General features: G+C 58.5%; 20 protein-coding genes. 11 read left to right on the forward strand and 9 right to left on the reverse strand.

The features are described from left to right. Positions 1-4: 4 nt before the first annotated feature. Both mrcB and FPL19_RS10200 read left to right on the forward strand, forming a co-directional pair. On the forward strand, positions 5-2,323 hold the full coding sequence (gene mrcB / locus FPL19_RS10195; RefSeq protein WP_150912309.1) for a penicillin-binding protein 1B: 2,319 nt from the start codon (positions 5-7) through the stop codon (positions 2,321-2,323). Then, a complete protein-coding gene (locus tag FPL19_RS10200; RefSeq protein ID WP_150912310.1) occupies positions 2,320-2,874 on the forward strand; it encodes a tetratricopeptide repeat protein in 555 nt (184 codons plus the stop codon). The genes mrcB and FPL19_RS10200 overlap by 4 nt, the downstream gene beginning before the upstream one ends. Positions 2,875-2,926: 52 nt before the next feature. Here FPL19_RS10200 and FPL19_RS10205 read toward each other — a convergent pair whose 3' ends face one another. After that, positions 2,927-3,859, reverse strand: a complete 933-nt coding sequence (locus FPL19_RS10205) for a DUF4382 domain-containing protein (RefSeq protein WP_150912311.1) — start codon at positions 3,857-3,859, stop codon at positions 2,927-2,929. Between the two features lie 276 nt (positions 3,860-4,135). Between FPL19_RS10205 and FPL19_RS10210 the strand changes: the two genes are divergently transcribed. The 4 genes from FPL19_RS10210 to FPL19_RS10225 all read left to right on the forward strand — a co-directional run bounded on the left by FPL19_RS10210 (position 4,136) and on the right by FPL19_RS10225 (position 7,150). After that, complete coding sequence (locus FPL19_RS10210) at positions 4,136-4,648, forward strand: RNA polymerase sigma factor (protein ID WP_404802804.1); 513 nt, start codon at positions 4,136-4,138, stop codon at positions 4,646-4,648. Between the two features lie 10 nt (positions 4,649-4,658). Further along, positions 4,659-5,330, forward strand: coding sequence for an anti-sigma factor family protein (locus FPL19_RS10215; protein ID WP_225314360.1), 672 nt, complete (start codon positions 4,659-4,661; stop codon positions 5,328-5,330). Beyond that, positions 5,327-5,698, forward strand: coding sequence for a hypothetical protein (locus tag FPL19_RS10220; protein ID WP_150912313.1), 372 nt, complete (start codon positions 5,327-5,329; stop codon positions 5,696-5,698). Before FPL19_RS10215 ends, FPL19_RS10220 begins: the two co-directional genes overlap by 4 nt. 126 nt (positions 5,699-5,824) lie before the next feature. After that, positions 5,825-7,150: a tetratricopeptide repeat protein gene (locus tag FPL19_RS10225; RefSeq protein ID WP_191965249.1), complete on the forward strand. Its 1,326-nt coding sequence runs from the start codon at positions 5,825-5,827 to the stop codon at positions 7,148-7,150. A gap of 99 nt (positions 7,151-7,249) precedes the next feature. Here the strand turns inward: FPL19_RS10225 and FPL19_RS10230 are convergent, their stop codons facing one another. The 6 genes from FPL19_RS10230 to FPL19_RS10255 form a co-directional block, all read right to left on the reverse strand. Further along, positions 7,250-8,164 (reverse strand): lipase family alpha/beta hydrolase, encoded by a 915-nt coding sequence (locus tag FPL19_RS10230; RefSeq protein ID WP_150912315.1) that lies wholly within the window; start codon positions 8,162-8,164, stop codon positions 7,250-7,252. A gap of 172 nt (positions 8,165-8,336) precedes the next feature. Continuing rightward, on the reverse strand, positions 8,337-9,617 hold the full coding sequence (gene hemL, locus FPL19_RS10235; RefSeq protein WP_150912316.1) for a glutamate-1-semialdehyde 2,1-aminomutase: 1,281 nt from the start codon (positions 9,615-9,617) through the stop codon (positions 8,337-8,339). A 27-nt stretch (positions 9,618-9,644) separates the two neighbouring features. Then, positions 9,645-10,292 (reverse strand): thiamine phosphate synthase, encoded by a 648-nt coding sequence (gene thiE / locus FPL19_RS10240; protein ID WP_150912317.1) that lies wholly within the window; start codon positions 10,290-10,292, stop codon positions 9,645-9,647. Continuing rightward, positions 10,280-11,071 (reverse strand): bifunctional hydroxymethylpyrimidine kinase/phosphomethylpyrimidine kinase, encoded by a 792-nt coding sequence (gene thiD / locus FPL19_RS10245; protein WP_150912318.1) that lies wholly within the window; start codon positions 11,069-11,071, stop codon positions 10,280-10,282. Before thiD ends, thiE begins: the two co-directional genes overlap by 13 nt. A 7-nt stretch (positions 11,072-11,078) precedes the next feature. Then, complete coding sequence (hemJ, locus tag FPL19_RS10250) at positions 11,079-11,501, reverse strand: protoporphyrinogen oxidase HemJ (RefSeq protein ID WP_150912319.1); 423 nt, start codon at positions 11,499-11,501, stop codon at positions 11,079-11,081. 3 nt (positions 11,502-11,504) lie between these two features. Further along, on the reverse strand, positions 11,505-13,310 hold the full coding sequence (locus tag FPL19_RS10255) for a chloride channel protein (RefSeq protein WP_150912320.1): 1,806 nt from the start codon (positions 13,308-13,310) through the stop codon (positions 11,505-11,507). A 151-nt stretch (positions 13,311-13,461) separates the two neighbouring features. Between FPL19_RS10255 and argC the strand changes: the two genes are divergently transcribed. The 4 genes from argC (at position 13,462) to erpA (ending at position 16,160) form a co-directional block, all read left to right on the forward strand. Then, complete coding sequence (gene argC / locus FPL19_RS10260) at positions 13,462-14,499, forward strand: N-acetyl-gamma-glutamyl-phosphate reductase (protein WP_150912321.1); 1,038 nt, start codon at positions 13,462-13,464, stop codon at positions 14,497-14,499. 9 nt (positions 14,500-14,508) lie between these two features. Then, positions 14,509-15,249 (forward strand): DUF6776 family protein, encoded by a 741-nt coding sequence (locus FPL19_RS10265; protein ID WP_150912322.1) that lies wholly within the window; start codon positions 14,509-14,511, stop codon positions 15,247-15,249. Between the two features lies 1 nt (position 15,250). Further along, positions 15,251-15,742, forward strand: coding sequence for a bactofilin family protein (locus tag FPL19_RS10270; RefSeq protein WP_150912323.1), 492 nt, complete (start codon positions 15,251-15,253; stop codon positions 15,740-15,742). 64 nt (positions 15,743-15,806) lie between these two features. Next, positions 15,807-16,160, forward strand: a complete 354-nt coding sequence (gene erpA, locus FPL19_RS10275; protein WP_150912324.1) for an iron-sulfur cluster insertion protein ErpA — start codon at positions 15,807-15,809, stop codon at positions 16,158-16,160. A gap of 36 nt (positions 16,161-16,196) precedes the next feature. Here the strand turns inward: erpA and FPL19_RS10280 are convergent, their stop codons facing one another. Then, positions 16,197-17,297 carry an anhydro-N-acetylmuramic acid kinase gene (locus tag FPL19_RS10280; protein ID WP_150912325.1) on the reverse strand — a complete coding sequence of 367 codons (1,101 nt, stop codon included), beginning with the start codon at positions 17,295-17,297 and terminating at the stop codon, positions 16,197-16,199. 3 nt (positions 17,298-17,300) lie between these two features. Further along, complete coding sequence (locus FPL19_RS10285; RefSeq protein WP_150912326.1) at positions 17,301-18,776, reverse strand: OapA family protein; 1,476 nt, start codon at positions 18,774-18,776, stop codon at positions 17,301-17,303. A 313-nt stretch (positions 18,777-19,089) separates the two neighbouring features. Here FPL19_RS10285 and tyrS point away from each other — a divergent pair, with 313 nt between their 5' ends. Further along, the gene (gene tyrS, locus FPL19_RS10290) at positions 19,090-20,292 is read left to right on the forward strand and encodes a tyrosine--tRNA ligase (protein WP_150912327.1); all 1,203 of its coding nucleotides are present in this window, start codon (positions 19,090-19,092) and stop codon (positions 20,290-20,292) included. The last annotated feature ends 163 nt before the right edge of the window (positions 20,293-20,455 follow it).

Consider the following 20,455-nt stretch of genomic DNA (forward strand, 5'->3'; position numbering starts at 1 on the left):
CGCCATGAAAAAAACCGCCTCCCCCAAGAAAACTCCCCGAAAGCGTTCCGCGAAGGGTGGTCGCAAGCCCTGGTTCTGGAAGCTTTTTGTTCGTCTCTCACTGATCGGCCTGGTACTGCTGGCGGGGTGGACTGTGTATCTCGATGCGGTGGTCACCTCCCGTTTCGAGGGTCGGCGCTTCGAGGTACCTTCGCGCGTCTATGCCAGGCCGCTTGAGCTGTATGACGGTGCAAGCGTTTCGGCCGGCGCACTGGAGCGGGAGCTGGAACTGGCGGGTTACCGGGGGGACGGCTCCGGCGCGGCAGGAACCTATCGCCGCAACGGCGGCCAGTTCCGGATTCATACCCGGGGGTTCCGCTTTAACGATGGAGAGGAACCGCGCCGAAGCCTGTCGCTCAGCATCTTTGGCGACCGTGTTCAGCAGTTTGCAGTGGTGGAAGGGCCCTCGTCGCCCATCGTGCGCTTGGAACCGGCGCAGATTGGTGGTATCTACCCTGCCCATAATGAAGATCGGGTTCTGGTGGAGCTTGAGCAGGTTCCGGAGCTGTTTCGCAACACCCTGATGGCGGTGGAGGACCGGGAATTCTACGATCATTTCGGCATTGCGCCGCTGTCCATTGCCCGGGCAATGCTGGCCAACATCCGCGCCGGGGAAATCGTTCAGGGCGGCAGCACCCTGACCCAACAGCTGGTCAAGAATCTTTTCCTTACCCGGGATCAGACCCTGCTCAGAAAGGGCAACGAAGCGTTGATGTCACTGCTGCTTGAATTCCATTACCGCAAGGATGACATCCTCGAGACCTACATGAACGAGGTTTACGTCGGTCAGGCAGGCACCCGGGCCATCCACGGGTTCGGGCTGGCCAGCCAGTTCTATTACGGTGAATCCATCAGTGATCTCGCCCCCCATCAGATCGCCATGCTGGTGGGGCTGGTGAAGGGACCTTCCTACTACAATCCCCGGCAGAATCCGGAGCGGGCACGGTCGCGGCGCAACCTGGTGCTGGGCGTGATGGCCGAGGCCGGGCTGATTTCCGAGCAGGAGGCCTCTCGGGCCAGAGGGCAGCCCCTGGGCGTGACCGGCAGGGCTTCCTGGTCGGAGAACCGCTACCCCGCCTATATTGACCTGGTTCGCCGGCACCTTGCCCGGGACTATCGCCAGGAGGATCTGCAAAGCGAGGGGCTGCGCATATTCACCACGCTCAACCCGTCCATCCAGTATGCGGCGGAATTTGCCGTAAGCGATACTCTGAATTCCCTGGACGAGCGTGTTGAAGGCAAGCTCGAGTCGGCCATGGTCGTGACCTCCCGCGACAGCGGTGAAGTGCTGGCGCTGGTTGGGGGCCGGGACCCGAAATTCGCCGGTTTCAACCGCGCTGTGGATGCCTGGCGGCCCATTGGCTCGCTGGTCAAACCCTTTGTCTACCTGACCGCATTGCAGAACCCCGACCAGTACACGCTGGTAACGCCGGTAAAAGATGAAGCCTTTTCACTGGTGTTTGATGACGGCCGGCGATGGCAGCCCAAAAACTATGACGGCGAGGAGCGTGGCGAAGTGCCGCTGCACCGGGCGCTCTCCCGTTCCTACAATCTGCCGACAGTGAGGGTTGGGCTGGATGTAGGCGTTGAGGCGGTGAAAACCACCCTGCAGAATTTCGGCATGACCGGTGATATTTCCGAATACCCGTCCATGCTGCTGGGGTCCGTGGCCATGACCCCGGTAACAGTGGCCCAGATCTATCAGGGCCTGGCCACGTCCGGGTTCAATACTCCCCTTCGAACCATTCGCCAGGTAACCGATTCCGGTGGCGAGGCGCTGACCCGCTATAGCCTGAAAGTCGAGCAGGTGGCGGATGCGGCAGCGGTTCATCTGGTCCAGTACGCCATGCAGGAGGCGATGCAGGAAGGCACCGGGCGCTCGGCCTATCGCACTGTGCCGGAAGAGCTGACCCTGGCGGGCAAGACCGGTACCACCGACGACGGCCGGGATTCCTGGTTTGCGGGGTTCAGCGGTGATCTGCTGGCGGTGACCTGGGTTGGGCGCGACGATAACGGCCCTACGTCCCTGAGCGGCGCGACCGGCGCCTTACCGGTCTGGTCAAGATTCATGAGCCGTGTGCCCCAGCATGGATTCTCGCCGGTGGTGCCCGATGGCGTGGAGTATCACTGGGTGAACTCCGAAAAAGCCGCACTCACAGATGAGCATTGCGAAAATGCCCGCTACATGCCCTTTATTGTAGGTAGCGAGCCGGATATCGAAGCAACTTGCGGTGGTAGTATCGAGCGTCGGTTGCGGAGCTGGTTTGAAGGAGTATTTGAATGAAGTCAGAGCTAATGAAGCGTTGGGCGTTGGTCGCCCTGGTAAGCGGATTATCCGCCTGCGCGAGCGGGCCCGGTGGCTCAATCTACGTTCCCGCGGGAGAAGAAGCGCCCCGTGCGCCGGAACCGCCCCGCGTTGACCCGGGTACGCAAGAACCCGGTGTCGTTCGCAAGAGCGAACAGCCGGAAACACCGGAACCCCGGTCGCCAAGCTATCAGGATCAGGGAGATGAGCTGTCACCGGCTGCCAGGAGCCTGGTTCAGAAAGCGGACAGCCTGCTTGCTTCCGGAGATGCCCGCGCTGCGGTCAGCCAGTTGGAACGGGCCCAGAGGATTGCCCCGCGCTCGTCAGAGGTATATTTCGCGTTGTCCAGGGCCTACATGGCATTGGACCAGCTTGGAACGGCGGAGCAGTTTACGCTGAAAGGGCTTTCACTGGCGGGCAGTGATGCCGCGGCGCAACGGTCCGGGTGGCTACTGCTTGCCGAGGTCCGTCGCGCCCGGGGTAATATGGCTGGAGCAGACCAGGCCGAAGCCCGGGCTGCCAGCCTCTAAATGAAAAATCCCCACGGGCGTTGCCGGTGGGGATTTTTATTGCTGCAGTTCATTACAGGGTAAGCGGAATGGTCTCTGCTTCGGTTTTGGATCCGGCCTCTACCGTCACATTCTGGGTTCCGTCGTATTCCAGCGCGTCATCCTGTTCGTTATCGTCCAGTTGGCAGGAATAGCTTACCGTGTAGTCGCCCGCACTCAGGAATGCGGCGGTATAGCTATACAGGCTGTCGCTGTCATTCGCGGATACCGGCACGACCAGCAGTGGACCGCTTTCCTCATTAACATTCAGGTCTGTCGGAGTGACGTCGGCGCCCTCGTAGATGTAGGCAGAGCCTTCATAGGCGCAATCGGCCAGGTTGTCTTCCGTATCGTCAACGCCACGAGTGGAGTTGATCAGGGCGTAGTCCACTTCGCCGGTGATTGAGCCAACTTCCTGGTTATCCACCAAGCGCAATGCAGGCTTGAGGTAGTAATCAGCCTGCCCACCTTGTGGGTTCACAATTGATTTGCGCACATCGAAGTCGATGGTGAAATTCTCGTCCCCGCCGGCGGCAACGGTAAATCCGCTGACCAGCTTCAGACCAGTCTGGGCGCCAGAAGGCACAAACAGTGTTTTCTGTTCGCCGCCTTCCTCAAAAACATAGGAGCTGTCGAGATCCAGTTTTAGCCTGATCCACTCGTATTCTCCGGCTGGCAATTCCTGGTCTTCCAGTAACGGAGCGCTCTCACCACCCTGTAGTGTCAGTAGATCGAGAGTTTTGGCTTCTTCGAAAGTGAATTCGATTGCTTCTCCATCCGCTGGCTTGACGGAGAGTCCGGTGAAGCTGATGACTACTTCCGAGAATTGGGTTGTCGGCGCATCGGTTACGTCAAACGAAGCCGTGCCGGTTGCCGGTCCGCTGCTTCCACTGCCGCTTCCGCCACAGGCGGAAATCGCAGCTGCCAATGCAGTGACGCCAAAACCCTTGATCAGTGCGTTATTCATAAACTTCTCCAGGCTATACCTTTCGGTGAGTTTGTTTACCAATACTGTTGGTATTGAACCGGGCCTCCTTTACTCTCTTGTGGAGTCCGGTGCCTGTCGGTATAACGCTGGGGTCCGGCCATGGGTTCCCGGCTTTCATATTAAAGAATATACAGGTGCAGATCTGGCCAGGTTTTATCCACACGAGCACAGGCAACTGTTTTGGCGTTGATCCCTTTCAGGCGGCCCTCCCGGCCCTCAAGGTTTGAAAAACTTGTCCAACCTCACCTGGATGCAATGTATCGTTTTGCTTTCCGGCTGTCGGGGCAGCAACAGGATGCTGAGGATCTGGTTCAGGACGTGGTGGTTAAGCTCTATCCCCGGCTGGAAGAGCTTGAGTCCATTGACCAGTTGCGGCCCTGGCTGAATCGCGTGCTTTACCGACAGTTCATTGATTCGGTCAGACGCAAAGGCCGACAGGCAGATAGCCCGATGAGCAGTTTTGAGTTCAGTGACGCGGAAAGCTGGATTGACGCACAACCTGCCGATTTACCCGACATAACCGAACGGCTAGACTCTGACCGTATGCGGGCGATGCTGGAGAACGCATTGTCCGATCTGTCTCCGGATCAACGTACGCTGCTGCTTTTATGCGAAGTGGATGGGTGGAATCAGGAGGACATTGCCGCTGTGCTTGATATTCCGCTGGGAACGGTGAAATCCCGACTGCATCGATGCCGGGCGGCACTGCGGAAAAAATTACAGGAGACCCCGGAACCTTCCGCGGAGACCCGGCGTGTAGATCGGTGAGGTGATTAAAATGTCATGCAGCAGTACCCGGGAACACATACAGCCCTGGCTCAGAGGTGAGCTTTCCGAAGCCGAATCGGCCGCGGTCGAGAAGCATGTAGCGGGCTGCTATCGCTGCGCGCGGGTGGTGGAAAGCGAAAGCGCGATTCTGAATGCCCTGCAGGCCGGGTACCAGGTTCCCGAGCCGTCAACCGGGTTCGAGTCGAGAGTTCTGGCAGCGGCCACTGAAGCGGATGCGTCTGCTGGTCGTCACCGGTCTGTGAGTACGGCCTGGGTCGGAGGTGCGGTCGCGGCGGCGCTGGTACTCGGCGTGGCGATAGGGGTTGGCCTGCAACCCGGCGCAACCACCGGGGAGGCACGTGTGGCCACCGACAGTGCGCCTGCACCCAGTAACACCCAGACGGTGCGGCTTGCCTTCAACGCCGCTGAAGCCATGACGGACGTCACTTTGACGCTTGAACTTCCCGCTCACGTTGAAATGGCTAGCTATCCAGGCCATCAACAGCTGAGCTGGAATGTGAGTCTGGACAAGGGTGAGAATATTGTAGAGCTGCCGCTTAATATCATGTTCCCGGGCGAGGGCGTGCTGGTGGCTCACCTGGATAACGGTGAGCGTAGGAAAACCTTTCGGGCAGATCTGCCTCGGGCCAATGCGGCCAGTCGTTCGGAGCCTGTATTATGAGTTCATTTATGGTTAGGCATTTGTTGGTGGGTTTGATTCTTGGCTTGTTCGGGCTGACGTCTTCCGTTGCCTGCGCCAGTGAAGATCTGGGCGTTACTATGCGGATGGTGACGGACGATGAAACCCTGACGGATTCGGTGGTTCGGGAGATCAGACTTGATCGACCGGTCAACCTTGAGACCGGTCCGGAGCGGGGCGGGGATGTTGCCCGGGAAGCCCGAGAGAACGGTCGCGCTTTTGGCGAGGCCGTCTCAGAACGGGCCCGGGAAGCAGCACGACTGCGACAGGAAGTGGGTCGGCCAGAACGGCCTGAAGCGCCAGGGAATCAAGGCCCGCCTGAAGGAATTCCCAACGGCGCGGTGCGTTAAGTTCTCATTCAGGCTGCTCCCTCCCTGCCTCCTGCGCTGCTATACTCCTGACCGGTCGCTACCCGCCGACCGCGAGACACGCGGTAGGGTGTACCGGGGTTTCAAATGGATGTGCAGGAGTTGTCTTTGAAGCTTTTTCCAATCTTCGTTCTGATGGCTGCTCTGTTTCTGTCGCAGGGCGTTTCGGCGGACAATAGTCCCACGCCACAGGCAGATTTCCAGTCCGGGGTGGCTGCCTTCCAGGCCGGTGATCTTGACCGTGCGAAACGGCTGCTGGAACAGGCACGGAATGCCGGTCTGGACTCATCCGCCCTGCGTTATAACCTTGGTGTGGTGTATTTTCGCCTCGGGCTTTACGACAAGGCCGAGGCTGCGTTTTCCGGCCTGCTCGATACCCCCCATGCGCCCCTGGCCCGATACAACCTCGGTCTGGTGCTCAAGCAAAAAGGTGATCTGGAAGGCGCCCGCCAGTGGTTTGCACGGGCCGCTGACCAGCAATCCCCAGAGCAGATTCAGACCCTTGCGCAGAGACAATTGATGCCGTCGGCGCGGGACGCCGGCGCAGATTCCCCTTCTGTTCGAACCGTCGGTTTTCTTTCCACGGCAGTTGGCTACGACGACAATATTTCCGGCGCCCCAAACAGTGCCAGCACAGGTGAAGCCGGTGCTTTTGGCGAGCTTCTGGCATCAGGCAGAGGTTATGCTCACGAGCGCGAGGGTAAGGCCTTGAGGCTGGATGCAGTGGCCTATGGCCGTCGTTATCCGGGCAACGCCCGGTTTAATACCAACTATCTGAGCATGGGGGCAACCTGGCAACAGCCTTTGACGGCATCTCGTCTGCTCTCCGGACTTTCTCTCTCCGGGTTCTGGTTCGGCGGTGATCTGCTGGAGCGGCAGGTGCGCCTTGATTTGGCCTATGAGCGCCCTGGTTGTTTCTGGCCTACCGTGGTCATGTTGGACTGCGAGATTGAGACCTATGCCGCCAAAATTCAGGGTGGTTCCGGATTCAGCGCCTATGACGGAGAGGTATACGGCGGATCTCTGGTCGCCCGTAAATCCGTTGACGCCTGGACCCTCGAGGCAGCCTACGGCCTGGACATTGACCATCGCAGGGACCTTCAGAGCGGTGACGAATTTTTCAGCCTGTCACCCACCCGGCACCGGGTATCTTTCGAGGCGGAACGGCAGCTCACCAACGCGTTCAGCGCTGGCATCAGGCAGACTTTCCGTGCGAGCCGCTACGCGGACCCGCATCGGCTGGTGGAAAGCGGGCAGACCGTCACCGAAACCCGTGAGGACGAGCAGTTCAGAACTCTGTTGTTTGCCGGTTATCAGCTGAATGACCGATGGCGGTTGGGCGCTGACCTGAGCTGGCTGGACAACCAGAGTAGCCTGGCCCGGTATGAATATGATCAGGCAGAGCTGCTGATCAGTCTTGACGGGGTGTTTTAGAGAGCGCTTTAGAGAGCGTTCTAGAGGGTGTTTCTGGAGGACTTCCGGAAGGTATTCAAACCAGCCGATGCACGCTAGCACCGGCTGGTCGTGGATGGCTCAGAGCCCTGCGTTTTTCAGGCGGTTGGCCTGCTGCCGGAACACGGTTTTCGGATCCGTTTCAAACAGACTGTGCAGCCCCAGCGCCTGGTTCACCTCATCCAGATGGTTCATGAAGTAGTTGTCCCGGATGACATCGCCAAAATGGCTGCTGCAACGGCCCACAAGACCATCGTTCGCGCTGAAGCCGAAGGCGAGGCTGGTGGTTCCCAGCAACACGTCAGAAGGATCAAACGCGTTCGTCAGCACTCCGGTGCCACCCCAGGAATAGAAACGCACGCCATTGGCTGAACGGGCGCCTTCTCCGCATCGGGTGGATGGCATGCCCGCTGGTGCAAAACGGTTGAACTCGGCGCTGCCCTCGGCGGTCAGGGAGTAGAGGCTTGAGCTCAGGTCCTGGTCGTAACCGCCACCGGAAAGCAGATCAATCAGGCTGCCAAGGGCATTGCCCAGGCGGCCGGCCAGGCTTTCAGCCGGTGAGCCGTAAATCAGGTCTGCGACCGGGGAGCCAGTGTGAGGCGAGCCCACCGTGGTGACCGATGCCACCAGATCCGGACGCACGCGGGCGACATAGCGGGCTGTGGGGCCGCCGTGGCTGTGGCCAACCAGATTGACCTTGCCGTGGATAGCCGCGATCGAGGCAATCTGGGGCAGTAGCGCTTCGCCGCGGGCAATGGTGCTGTCCAGGGCCGGGACCTGGGTGGTGTAGACATCGGCACCATCGCTGCGAAGATCTTCCGCCACGCCATACCAGTAATCCACGCCGGCGATGGAGTCGAACCCGAACATGCCGTGAACCAGCACAATCGGATAACGGGTGTCAGTGTAATCGGAGGGGGACCACCACCATGCCATGGACGGCGCAGACCACGCCACGACCACCAGCACAGCCAGTGCTTTCAGACAGTTCTTCATTGTTATACCTGCAGTTTGCTGTTGTATTTATTGTCAAACTATCTCTTGCGAGATGTGACCATAATTTGATCAGCAGGCATCAGAAGTCAACGGCAGAAGGGGCCGTGCTGAGCCGGTCACAGGAGAACTGTGACCGGCGTCACGAAAATCGGGCAGTTTCTCGCCCGAGACGTCAGAGGGTTTTCATGACCTTTCGGGCGGCATTGATGGTGAACTCAATGTCTTCATCGCTCAAAGCGTTGGTGGTAAATCCGGCCTCGAACGCCGAGGGCGCCAGATACACGCCTTCCTTCAGCATGCCCTGGAAAAAGGCCTTGAAGCGCTCTATATTGCAGGCTGTGACCTGATCAAACCGGGTGACGGAGGGTTCCTCAGTGAAGAAGAACCCGAACATGCCGCCGGCGCTTTGCACCGTCAGCGGTATTCCGGCTTCATCCGCTGCCTGCTTGAAGCCATCGCGAACAGCGTTGGTTTTCGCCGTCAGGCGGTCATGGAACCCGGGTTCGGAAATGGCGTTCAGGGTAGTCAGCCCGGCGCACATGGCCAGCGGGTTGCCGCTGAGCGTGCCGGCCTGATAGACCGGCCCCAGCGGGGATATGTGTTCCATGATTTCTCGTTTGCCACCGAAAGCGCCCACGGGCAGGCCGCCTCCCAGCACTTTGCCCAGCGCGGTCAGATCCGGCTTGACGCCGTAAAAGCCCTGAGCGCCGCCAAGAGAAACCCGGAAGCCGGTCATCACCTCGTCGAAGATCAGCACGGTGCCGTGCTGGTCGCACACTTCCCGCAGACCTTCCAGGAAGCCGGGTACCGGCGGCACGCAGTTCATGTTGCCGGCTACCGGCTCAACAATGATCGCTGCAATCTGGTCGCCCATTTCGTGGAAGGTTTTGCGCACGCCGTCAATGTCGTTGAAATCCAGCGTCAGGGTGTGCTCGGCCAGACTGGCCGGGATGCCGGGAGAGTTGGGAACGCCCAGGGTCAGTGCGCCGGAGCCGGCTTTGACCAGCAGTGAATCCACATGGCCGTGGTAACAGCCCTCGAACTTCACGATCTTGTCCCGGCCGGTGTAGCCCCGTGCCAGGCGAACCGCGCTCATCGTGGCCTCGGTACCGGAATTCACCATGCGCACCAGTTCAATGGAAGGCACCAGTTCACAGACCTTTTTCGCCATTTCCGTTTCGATGGCAGTCGGTGCGCCGTAGCCGATGCCCAGATCCACCTGGGCATGCAGAGCGTCTTTGATCAGCTTGTTGGAATGACCAAGAATCATCGGACCCCAGGAGCCGATAAAATCAACGTACCGGCGGCCGTCCTCGTCATAAAGATAAGCGCCCTCGGCATGCTTGAAGAAAATCGGAGTGCCGCCAACGCCCTTGAACGCCCGTACCGGCGAGTTGACGCCACCCGGGATATATTTCTGTGCCTGTTCGAACAGGGTTTCGGACTGGGTCATGCTGCATTGCTCCTGATAACCGGAAACTTAGGAAAGTGGATGATGGGCCGTGAATAGCCGGGTAAATTGTCGGGCCCGATGTTCAATCAGATCGTCGTCGGCGTCAAACAGGCCGCCTACCACGGCCAGCATATCGGCCCCTGCGCGGATCAGCGATTCGCCGTTTTGCAGGGTTATGCCGCCAATGGCAGTGACCGGCTTCCCGTAGCCTCTAGCCTTGCCAAGGATGTCGGCGCTGGCGGCGGGCGCATCCGGTTTGGTGGTCGAGGGAAAGAATCGGCCAAAGGCCAGATAATCGGCGCCGGCCTGGTCCGCATTGCTGGCCAGGTCGAGGCTGGCATGGCAGGTTGCGCCAATAATGGCGGCCTCGCCCAGGCGTTCACGGGCTGCCTGCAGTGATGCGTCGGACTGGCCCAGATGAACGCCACTGGCCCTGACTCGTTCGGCTAGTTCCGGGTCGTCGTTGATAATCAGCGGTACCCGGGCATTATTGCACGCCGCCACCAGATTTCGTGCCTGGCTGATCCGCTCTGATGATGGCAGGAATTTTTCCCGGTACTGGACCATGACGGCCCCGCCCCTGAGCGCTGCCTCAACCGCCCTCACCAATCGCTCCGGGGGCAGCAGTGCACTGTCGGTGATGGCATAGAGCCCCGGACGCATCAGCTTGTCCATGTGATGCCTCTGTCCGGGACCGGCTGGCCTTTGCCCACTTTCAGGGCATGACGTATGGCGTGGGACACAAAGTTCTGCGCCTGGCCGATCGCCGGTCCAGCTCCCAGTCCGCTGGCGCGGCCAGCCGCGATGGCGGCTGCCAGGGTGCAGCCGGTGCCGTGATACTCGCCGCCGAACCGTTCGACCTGAAAACGCTTCGGTGGCGCTCCCCTCACATAAAGGTTGTTGATAATGTCCTGGCCGGTGCCATGGCCGCCGGTAGCGAGTACCGAATGACAGCCTGTGGCGAGTAGTCGGTCCGCGGCAGTCTCCGGGTCGTCGCTTTGTCCCAGCAGTTCCAGCTCAATGCCGTTCGGAGTAAGCATTTCCGCCAGGGGGAAAAGGCGTTCACGCATTCGATCGATCAGGGCTTCGTCAGCCAGATCGCCGCCACCGGCCGCCTTGATGACCGGGTCAGTGATCAAAGGAATGCCGGGATGTTTTTTGATGAAATCCACCAGCACATCGACCACCTCTGCGCTACCCAGTGCCCCGGTCTTGATGGCGTGGATGGGTGAATCCCCCGCCAGCACGTCCAGCTGCTGGCGGATGATGTCAGGGTCAATGGTAGACGCCCCATAGACATTGCGGGTGTCCTGCACCGTCACACAGGAAAGCACGGGCAATGGGTGGCAGCCCAGCGCGGTAATGGCCTGAATGTCAGCCTGTATGCCGGCGCCGCCGGATGGATCGAGGCCGGAAATAACAAGAACGTGGGGGCGGGAACTCAGGTCAGTCATAGACTCCTCAGAAAGGTCGCACGGTGGCAAGGATTACAACGGCCACCAGAATGAACACGGGCAGTTCGTTAAACCAGCGATAAAAAACATGGGACCGGGTATTGCCGTCGTCCCGGAATACCTTGACCAGATGGCCGCAGTAGAAATGGTAAGCCACCAGGATGGCGATCAGAAAAAGCTTGGCGTGAAGCCAGCCCTGGCTGAAATAGCCGGACGGGTTATAGCTTACCAACCAGAAGCCGAACACCAGGGTCGCCACCATCGAAGGCGTGGTGATTCCCCGGTAGAGCTTGCGCTCCATGACTTTAAAACGTTCACGGCCGGGCTGGTCGTCGCAGGCAGCGTGATAAACGAACAGGCGTGGCAGATAGAAGATGCCGGCGAACCAGCACACCATGGCAATCAGGTGCAGGGCTTTGACCCACAGCATTGGTTAACTCCGTCGATATTGGTAGTAGCTTTCGATGTCGGATTTCAACAGGACGCCGTAGATCCGCTGAATGGTCGGGGCCACGTGACGCTGAACGTATAGAGCTTCTACGCTGCTCTGGTCAAACACGTTCAGTGCTTCCTCAAGGGTGGCCTGGTATTGCACGGGGCCAATGTCCCGGCGATTGGCCGGAATGTTGATCAGGTCGATCTTGGCCGGCTCCTCGTCTGCCGGTTTTTCGGTGTCCTCACTTTTCTTTTCGGTTTCCGGCGTTGAGTCGCTGCTGTCTTCCATGAACCGTGCAAGATCGACCGCGGGCATCAGGGCAGTCGGGCCGTTGCTGCCTTCCACAATCAGCCATTTGGGCTCGGATTTCAGCACCTTGCGGGCTTCCTCCGCGGTCAGGAATCGCTCGGTGCGAAGAATGTTCCGGTCCATGATGGCGCCTACCGATACCCGTCGAAGTGCCTGAATTACCGGGGAGTTCTGGTAGCTCATTCCCTGGCTCTTAAGCATGGTCAGAAACAGGGATTTCTTGCCGAAGACCTCGCTGGTCACCAGGCTGGCGGTGGTGATGATCAGCATGCCCGGCAGAATGATGTTCGGGTTGCGGGTGAGTTCCATCAGTGCCATCAATGCCGCCAGGGGCGCCTGCAGCACCGCCCCCATCATGGCGCCCATCCCGAGCATGGCATAGAAACCAATGGACGATGCCATGTTCGGTAGAATCTGCGCGCCGACCAGGCCCATCGCGCCCCCCAGGGTTGCCCCCATAAACAGCGTGGGACCGATCACCCCGCTGGGCATGCCAAGGCCCAGGGTGACGGAGGTGATTAGCAGCTTGGCAACACCCACCCCCAGAAGCACCCAGAAGGTCAACTGGTGGTCAATGGTAAGTTGAACCGTGTCATAGCCAATGCCCATGACCTGGGGCACCAGAATGGCAAAAGGAACCATCAGCAGTCCTGCGATTGTGAGACGCAGGATAACCGGACGCTGATGATGCCTGCCAAAGGTATCCACGAGCTGTATGAACGCGGCGGCGGCGATGCCGATAACCAGGGCCACTGCAATAATCCAGGGAATTTCCAACAGTGAGTTCATGGTCAGGGCGGGCACGCTGAATGCCGGTTCCGAGCCATAGGCCGCCTGACTGATCACTGCAGCCGTCACCGAGGCCAGTATGATCGGCGTGAAGCCGGCGATGGTGTATTCCATCATCACCACTTCCATGGCGAAGATGACGCCTGAAATCGGGGTGTTGAATGACGCGGATATGGCGGCGGCGCAACCGCAGGCGACCAGGGTGCGGATGCTGTTGTTGGGCAGGCGCATCCATTGGCCCACCAGGCTTGAGAAAGCTGCGCCCAGATGCACCGCGGGGCCTTCCCGACCGGCTGACTGGCCGGTCACCACCGTGGCCACGCCGGTGACGAACTGAACCAGTGCGCTGCGGACGGAAATATAGCCCTGATGGTAGTTCAGCCGCTCCATGACGTGCACAACCCCGACTTTGCGGTCCTGGGTTGCCAGTCGGTGCAGCATAAGGCCCAGGGCAACAGCGCCAGCAAGAGGCAGCACGGCGCGTGCGAGCAGACTGAGTTCCTCAAAGGATTCCGAACCCGGGCCGGGTAAGAACTGTTCCAGCGGCCACTCAATGGCAAACCGGAACACCAGGATCACGCTACCAGTAATCAGGCCGGACAGAAGGCCAAGCACGGCCAGTTGAGGGAGGGCGTCCACCCCGGAAAGTCGGCGACGGAACACAGGAATCAGATTCTCAGTGATCTTGTGCCAGGGTTTTTTCATGGGTGCCGTACCGCCGCAGGATGATTTCTTTCAGTATTGTAACCAGAGCCCGTAGGGCTGCAACTAAGTCATTGGTTTATCATGTTAGACTATCCGGTTAGCAGGGTTGGTCTGTCCGCCCGGGATTTTGCATGAATAGCGGGAGTTGCTGGTGATCAAGGTAGGTATTGTAGGAGGCACCGGATATACCGGTGTGGAGCTTCTCAGAATTCTGGCGGTACATCCGGATGTCGAGGTGAGCTGCATCACATCACGTTCCGAGGTCGGGCTTCCCGTGGCCGAGATGTACCCCAATCTTCGCGGTCACTATGACCTGGCGTTTTCCGAACCTGATGTGGCCACCCTGGCCAATTGCGATCTGGTGTTCTTTGCAACGCCCCATGGCGTTGCCATGCGGATGATGCCTGAGCTTATGGCGGCGGGTGCAAGGGTTGTAGACCTGTCAGCAGATTTCCGGATAAAGGATCTGGACGTCTGGGCCAAATGGTACGGCATTGCCCACGAGAGCCCTGAATGGGCCCATAAGGCGGTCTATGGTCTGCCGGAAGTGGCCCGCGCCGATATTCATGGCGCACAACTGGTGGCGAATCCGGGCTGCTACCCGACGGCGGTCCAGCTTGGTTTCCTGCCCCTGCTAGAAGCCGATCTGGTTGATCCGTCGCGGCTCATCGCCGATGCAAAATCCGGCGCCAGCGGTGCCGGGCGGCAGGGCAAGATCGGCATGTTGCACGGTGAAGTGGGTGAAAGCTTCAAGGCCTATGGCGCCTCCGGCCACCGCCACCTGCCAGAGATACGCCAGGGGCTGGAACTTGCCAGCGGAGTGGGCGTTGGGGTGACCTTTGTGCCGCATCTGGTCCCCATGGTCAGGGGCATTGAAGCCACGCTATATGCCGAACTCAGAAATCCGGCGGATTTTGACCGGCTGCAGGTCGTTTTTGAGGATCGCTTCCGTTCCGAGCCGTTTGTGGATGTGATGCCGTTTGGCAGTCATCCGGAAACCCGCAGTGTCCGTGGTGCCAATAATTGCCGTATGGCGCTGCATCGGCAGGAAGACAGTAACATCGTTATTGTGTCCTCGGTGATCGACAACCTTGTCAAAGGTGCAGCCGGGCAGGCAGTGCAGAATATGAACATCATGTTTGATTTTCCGGAAACCCGTGGGCTCGAAGCCCCGGCGTTGCTGCCCTAAGGTGTTCGGGTGACAGATCAGAAAAAACCATCGGAAGAATACATTGTTATCCGGCACCGGCCCGGATATCGAGTTCGCAGGACTCTTATTCTGCTGACGTTTTCGGTGGTTGCTGCGGTTGTTGGATATGCCGCTGGCATGGCTCAGAGCGGGTTTCGCTTTTCCTCCGCTGAAGATTCCCGGCAGCGACTGTCGGAACAGGTCGAGGAGCTGCGCAGCGCAAACCGCGAGATGAGCCAGCAGCTTGTGAATCTGGAGCGCGGTCGGGCGGTGGACGAGCAGGCCCTGAATCAGGCCAGGCGAACCATCGTTGAACTCGAGACCCGGGTAGCCACGATGCAGTCCGAGCTGGTTTTCTACAAGAACATCATGGCCCCGTCAGAAAGCACCCGCGGGCTGCAGATTGATCGGGTCAGAGTTCGTGCTGCCGGCGCCGGTGACGTATTCGAGTTTATGGTGGTGCTGGTGCAGCGGGGCGACAACAAGAGTTACCTTTCCGGCTCGGTGGAAGTAAGTCTGGTGGGTCGGCGTAATGAGCAGAGGGAAACCATTGCGCTGAAAGAACTGTCAGGTGATATTGAAAATACCGACATCAAGCTCCGCTTCAAGTATTTTCAGGAGGTTGAGGGCACGCTGACACTGCCCGAGGATTTCGAACCTCTGGAACTGCGTGTCGTGGCCAGGCGGGATGGATCGAATTCGGCGCAGGTTGAACGGACGTTCGACTGGGATGAATTAACGGAGAACTAATATGCTGGGTAAGAAAAAGCAGAAACAGAAACCACGGCGCCCGACCGGACACTTCGATACGCTGATTTCCTCCAAGGCGACAGTCCAGGGCGATGTGCATTTCTCTGGCGGCCTGCATGTGGATGGCAAGATTTGCGGTACGCTGATCGCCGACGAGGGCAGTGACGCGGTGCTGAGAATCTCCGAGGTGGGCACGGTTGAAGGTGATATCCGGGCACCCCATGTTATTGTTAACGGCACGGTGCACGGTGACGTGTATGCCTCTGCCCATCTTGAGCTGGCAGAGAATGCCGCAATCCATGGCAACGTCTATTACAATCTGATTGAGATGGCGATGGGAGCGTCGGTCAACGGTAACCTGGTTCATCAAAGTGAACCGGCGGGCCTTCTGACCCGAACGCCCCGCAGCGGAGACGGCTCCTATGAGGACAGCGAAGAGTCCGCTGAGGTGAAAGTTGGCGAAGAGTCAGATGCAGACGCGACCAGGGAATAGTTGATTGTTTTAGTCAGGAATATGATAATCAAGGTACACGAAACGGCAGTACCCGGAGGCATTCTTGAGTGTAGTCCAGCAACAGGCAATTTCCCCGCTATTCCTCAGCGACAGCGCGGTATCCAAAGTTCGCGAACTGGTTGAGGAAGAAGGCAATGAAGACCTGAAGCTCCGCGTGTTTGTGACGGGCGGCGGCTGTTCCGGGTTTCAGTACGGTTTTTCCTTTGATGAAGCCCAGGACGACGAAGACGCGGTCATCGAAAAAGACGGCATAAGTCTGCTGGTGGATCCGATGAGCTATCAGTACCTGGTGGGCGCCACTGTTGACTATCAGGAAGGACTGCAGGGGTCTCAGTTTGTGGTACAGAATCCGAATGCCAGTTCAACCTGCGGGTGCGGTAGCTCCTTCACTATCTGACTCGGTCTGCTTTCCCGCTTCTAGGTTTCTAGTCTGTCAGGCGTAGTAAACCGCCCCCAGAATCCTTTCTCCCTTTGCACCGGTGACTTCAGGAAGATTTCCCGGAAGCCCTGCCAGTGTCTGTCGCGCCAACCATGCGAATGCGGATGCCTCTACCCACTGCGGGTCCAGGCCTATATTGGCCGTGGTAGTCACGGTGCAGGGGCTGCAGGTTCTTTGCAGCTCTCTCAGTAATATCGGGTTTTTCGCACCTCCGCCGCAGGCAAACAGTGTCATTCCCGGATGTTGTGGTAGCTGCTGGGCGACGGTGATGGCTGTTAGTTCAAGCAGTGTGCGTTGAACATCCACGCCGGAAACCTGCGTGTGTCGGGTGAGCGTCGTCTTCACCCAGTCCAGATTGAACTTTTCTGTACCGGTGCTTTTCGGGGGCTGGCGTTGGAAATAGGCGTCGGAGAGCAGGTCGCTCAACAGGGCCTGGTTTACCTGGCCCTGATCTGCCCAGGCGCCATCCCGGTCAAAGCTCTGACCGGTCTGGTCCTTGCACCAGGCGTCCATCAGGGCGTTCGCCGGCCCCGTATCAAAACCGGTCACCGGCTTTTTGGGGTCCGCCGGCAGGTGGGTGAGGTTGGCGATTCCGCCCAGATTCAGGATGCAGCGATCTTCATGGGCGTCGCTGAAAAAGGCTTTGTGGAAGGCGGGAACAAGGGGGGCTGCCTGGCCTCCGGCAGCAAGATCCCGTCTGCGGAAATCCGCAACCGTGGTGATGCCCGTGCGCTCCGCAATCAGTGTGGGGTCGCCGATCTGCAGTGTGAATGGCGTGCTTCCGTCCGGCTGGTGCCGGATGGTCTGGCCGTGGCTGCCAATGCCGCTTATCTGGCCAGGCTCGAGATCGGACTCATCCATCAGCCTCGCCGCAGACTCGGCAAAGAGCGCACCTACCAGATGATCAAGTTCTCCCAGCTCATCGGGCGAACCGCGATTCTGGCTAAGATTGCCCAGCCGCTGACGGATAACGTCGGGGTAAGGTGTGGTGCAGGTACCGTGGATCTGGATCTGGCGGTCAGCCGGGAATGACACAAGGATGGCATCGATGCCATCCATGCTGGTGCCAGACATCATGCCAATCCAGGCGTCCATAGCTTATTCGTCCGACGCAAGGGCCAGTTGTTGTGGCTGACTGTCGCCGCGGAAGAGTTCAAGTTTGGCGACTTCCTGTTCGGCAAACTGTTTGAATCTGGCCATTTCAGAGCTCGGAATCGGCTTGGCGTCGGGCAGCTTCACGGTCCGGGAGTTTCTGGGAGATCCGTTTACACGGAACTCGTAGTGCAGGTGCGGGCCGGTCACCATGCCGGAAGAACCTACGTGACCCACTGTCTGGCCTTGCTTCACGTTGGTGCCTGTGCGAATGCCGCGACCGAGACGGCTCATGTGGGCGTAGAGCGTGGTAATGTTCTGGCCATGCTGAAGCACCACGGTGCGACCGTAGCCGCCTTTCCAGCCGGCGAACTTCACACGGCCATCGCCGGCAGCCTTGATCGGTGTTCCCGGTGCGGCAGCATAATCGGTGCCTTCATGAGGGCGCACGACGTCCAGCACCGGATGTCTGCGCTGAAGGTTAAAGGAGGATGAGATGCGGGCGTCAATTGGTGTTCTCAAAAACGCTTTCCGCATACTACTGCCACTCGGAGAATAGTAGTCGGTATCGCCCTTGCTGTTGGTGTAACGCAAAGCGATGACTTCCTCTCCCCGGTTCACGAAACGCGCTGAAAGAATCTGCCCGGTGTCGAATTTTTCACCGTCGAGATACAGCTCTTCGTAGACCACTTCAAACGTGTCGCCTTTGCGAACGTCGTAGACAAAATCAATGTTCCAGCCAAAAATGCCGGCCATTTCCATGGCGACCCGGTCGGACAGGCCGGCATCCCGGGCGGCCTGGTAGAGAGAGCCGTCAATTTCGCCTGCGGCAAACGCCGGTCGGGCTTCCGGCTCCCGCATAACGGTCTGGCCGTGGAATTCGCCGTCTTTCTTGCGGATCTTTAGGCTTTCAAGCAGATTGCGCTGTAGTTCGATGGCCTGGAGTTCGCCGGATTCATTGGTCGCAAACCGGATGGTCTCACCGGCATACAGGCGCTGGAGTTTGTCTGCTTTGCCTTCGCCGTGAATGACCGAGAGCATCAGGCCATCATTGAACCCGGCTTTGCGGAACAGGGAAGAGAGTGTGTCACCTGAACGGATCTTGAAGGTTTCCCAATCCAGTGTCGAAGTCTGCTTTGTCTTTTGCTGAGCCACCTGAGGTGCTGGTGCGGACTGCGGGTCCGCGCCGGAATCTGGCGCGTCTGCTGACGGTGAGGCGTCGAGCGATGCCAGCATCGTGGTGTTGGCTGCTGCTTCACTAACATTTTCGGTCTGATCGGGTGTGTTGTTGCCAGCGGCGGGCTCGCTCGGGCCGGGCTTCTGGCTGGTGGCCTTGGTTACCGAGCCTTCATTCAGGTCGAGTGAATAGGCCACCCGGTTGGCTTCCACGGGGGAGCTGGGGCTCATCAGCACGGCAGCCGTCACAATGACGCTTATACTGGCGGCAATAGTAATGTGTGTCTTCGGAAACATTTTAAGCACGTGTCACACCCGTTTTAATCGACATTCCGCTAGGTTGTATCGCCTAATTAAAGCTTTTGTTCAAGTATAGACCAACAGATTACCGCATAAAATGCGCTCGGGACAGCAGGAAACATTACCGTTGTACGAATCCCGGCCAGATTTTTACTGGCGGCGCTGATATAATCCGTGACCATTTTATACGCGGCCAATCATGGCTTTGTCTTAAAACTAACCGGTTAAATGGTAGCAGGGGCGTTGGTAACTCACAGATCTGTTTTGTAGATGTCTGTAACCGCTCCGTGACTTCCCGCCGGAACAGAAGGTGTTGTAGATGGCTTCGATAGAAGAAGCACTGGCTGTTATTCAGCGCGGTGTTGACGAGTTGATTCCTGAAAGCGAGCTTACGGAGAAACTGAAGGAAGGGCGTCCGTTAAGGATAAAGGCTGGTTTTGATCCTACCGCCCCCGACCTCCATATCGGTCACACCGTCCTGATTAACAAGCTTCGCCAGTTTCAGGATCTCGGTCACGAGGTCATTTTCCTGATTGGCGATTTTACCGGCATGATAGGCGACCCGACCGGCAAGAGCGCCACTCGTCCCCCTCTGACGGAAGAGCAGGTAGCCCAGAACGCCCTTAGCTATAAAGAGCAGGTATTCAAGATTTTGGATCGCGAGAAAACGCGGGTCGTGTTCAATTCCGATTGGATGAGGCAGCTGTCCGCCGCCGATATGATTCGTCTGGCCGGCCAGTATTCCGTTGCCCGCATGCTGGAGCGCGATGATTTCCACAAGCGCTACGAAGCTGAGCAGTCTATCGCCATTCACGAGTTTCTCTACCCGCTGGTTCAGGGCTACGACTCTGTGGCTCTGGAGGCCGATGTGGAGCTTGGCGGTACCGACCAGAAGTTCAATCTTTTAATGGGTCGTCATTTGCAGAGACATTATGGGCAGTCCCCGCAAGTTGTTCTCACTATGCCGATTCTGGAAGGGCTGGACGGCGTGCAGAAAATGTCCAAGTCCCTGGGTAACTACGTTGGAGTGAATGACGCCCCCGGCGAGATGTACACCAAGTTACTGTCGATGCCGGATGCACTGCTATGGCGTTACTTCGAGTTGTTGAGCTTTCGACCCCTGGCTGAAATTGCCGAGTACCGCGCGGCAGTGGAAGACGGGGCCAACCCCCAGGAGTATAAGAAGGTGTTTGCGGAAGAGATTATTACGCGCTTCCACGATGCCGAAGCCGCGGCTAATGCGCACAAGTCGGCAGGTAACCGCGTGGGGCTGGGCGAGATTCCGGAAAATGTGCCGGTGGTGGAGATTTCCCTGGCGGGACGTGATGCCGTGCATATTGTGGGTCTACTAAAAGAAGCTGGTCTGGCGCAGAACGGCAAGGCGGCCAAAGACGTCTTTGGTCGCGGAGCGGTCTACATGAACGGCGAACAAATGACCGAAGAGCGAATGTTTGCTGTCGGTGAAGATGTCGTCCTTCAGGCGGGAAAGAAGAAAATTGCCCGGGTTCTGATCACTGAGTGATCGATCTGCCTCTTATTTAAGAAATTTTCCGATGGCCCGTTGACACCTAGCCGCTGGGCTGTAGAATACGCATCTCTTTCGAGGGGCACGCCGGTCAGGCGGGCCAGAAATCGAAAGACAACCGTTTGAAAACATTAGAGATTCCGGTTATTGAATTTCTTCT

Source organism: Marinobacter halotolerans (assembly GCF_008795985.1).
In the GTDB taxonomy this organism is placed as follows: domain Bacteria; phylum Pseudomonadota; class Gammaproteobacteria; order Pseudomonadales; family Oleiphilaceae; genus Marinobacter; species Marinobacter halotolerans.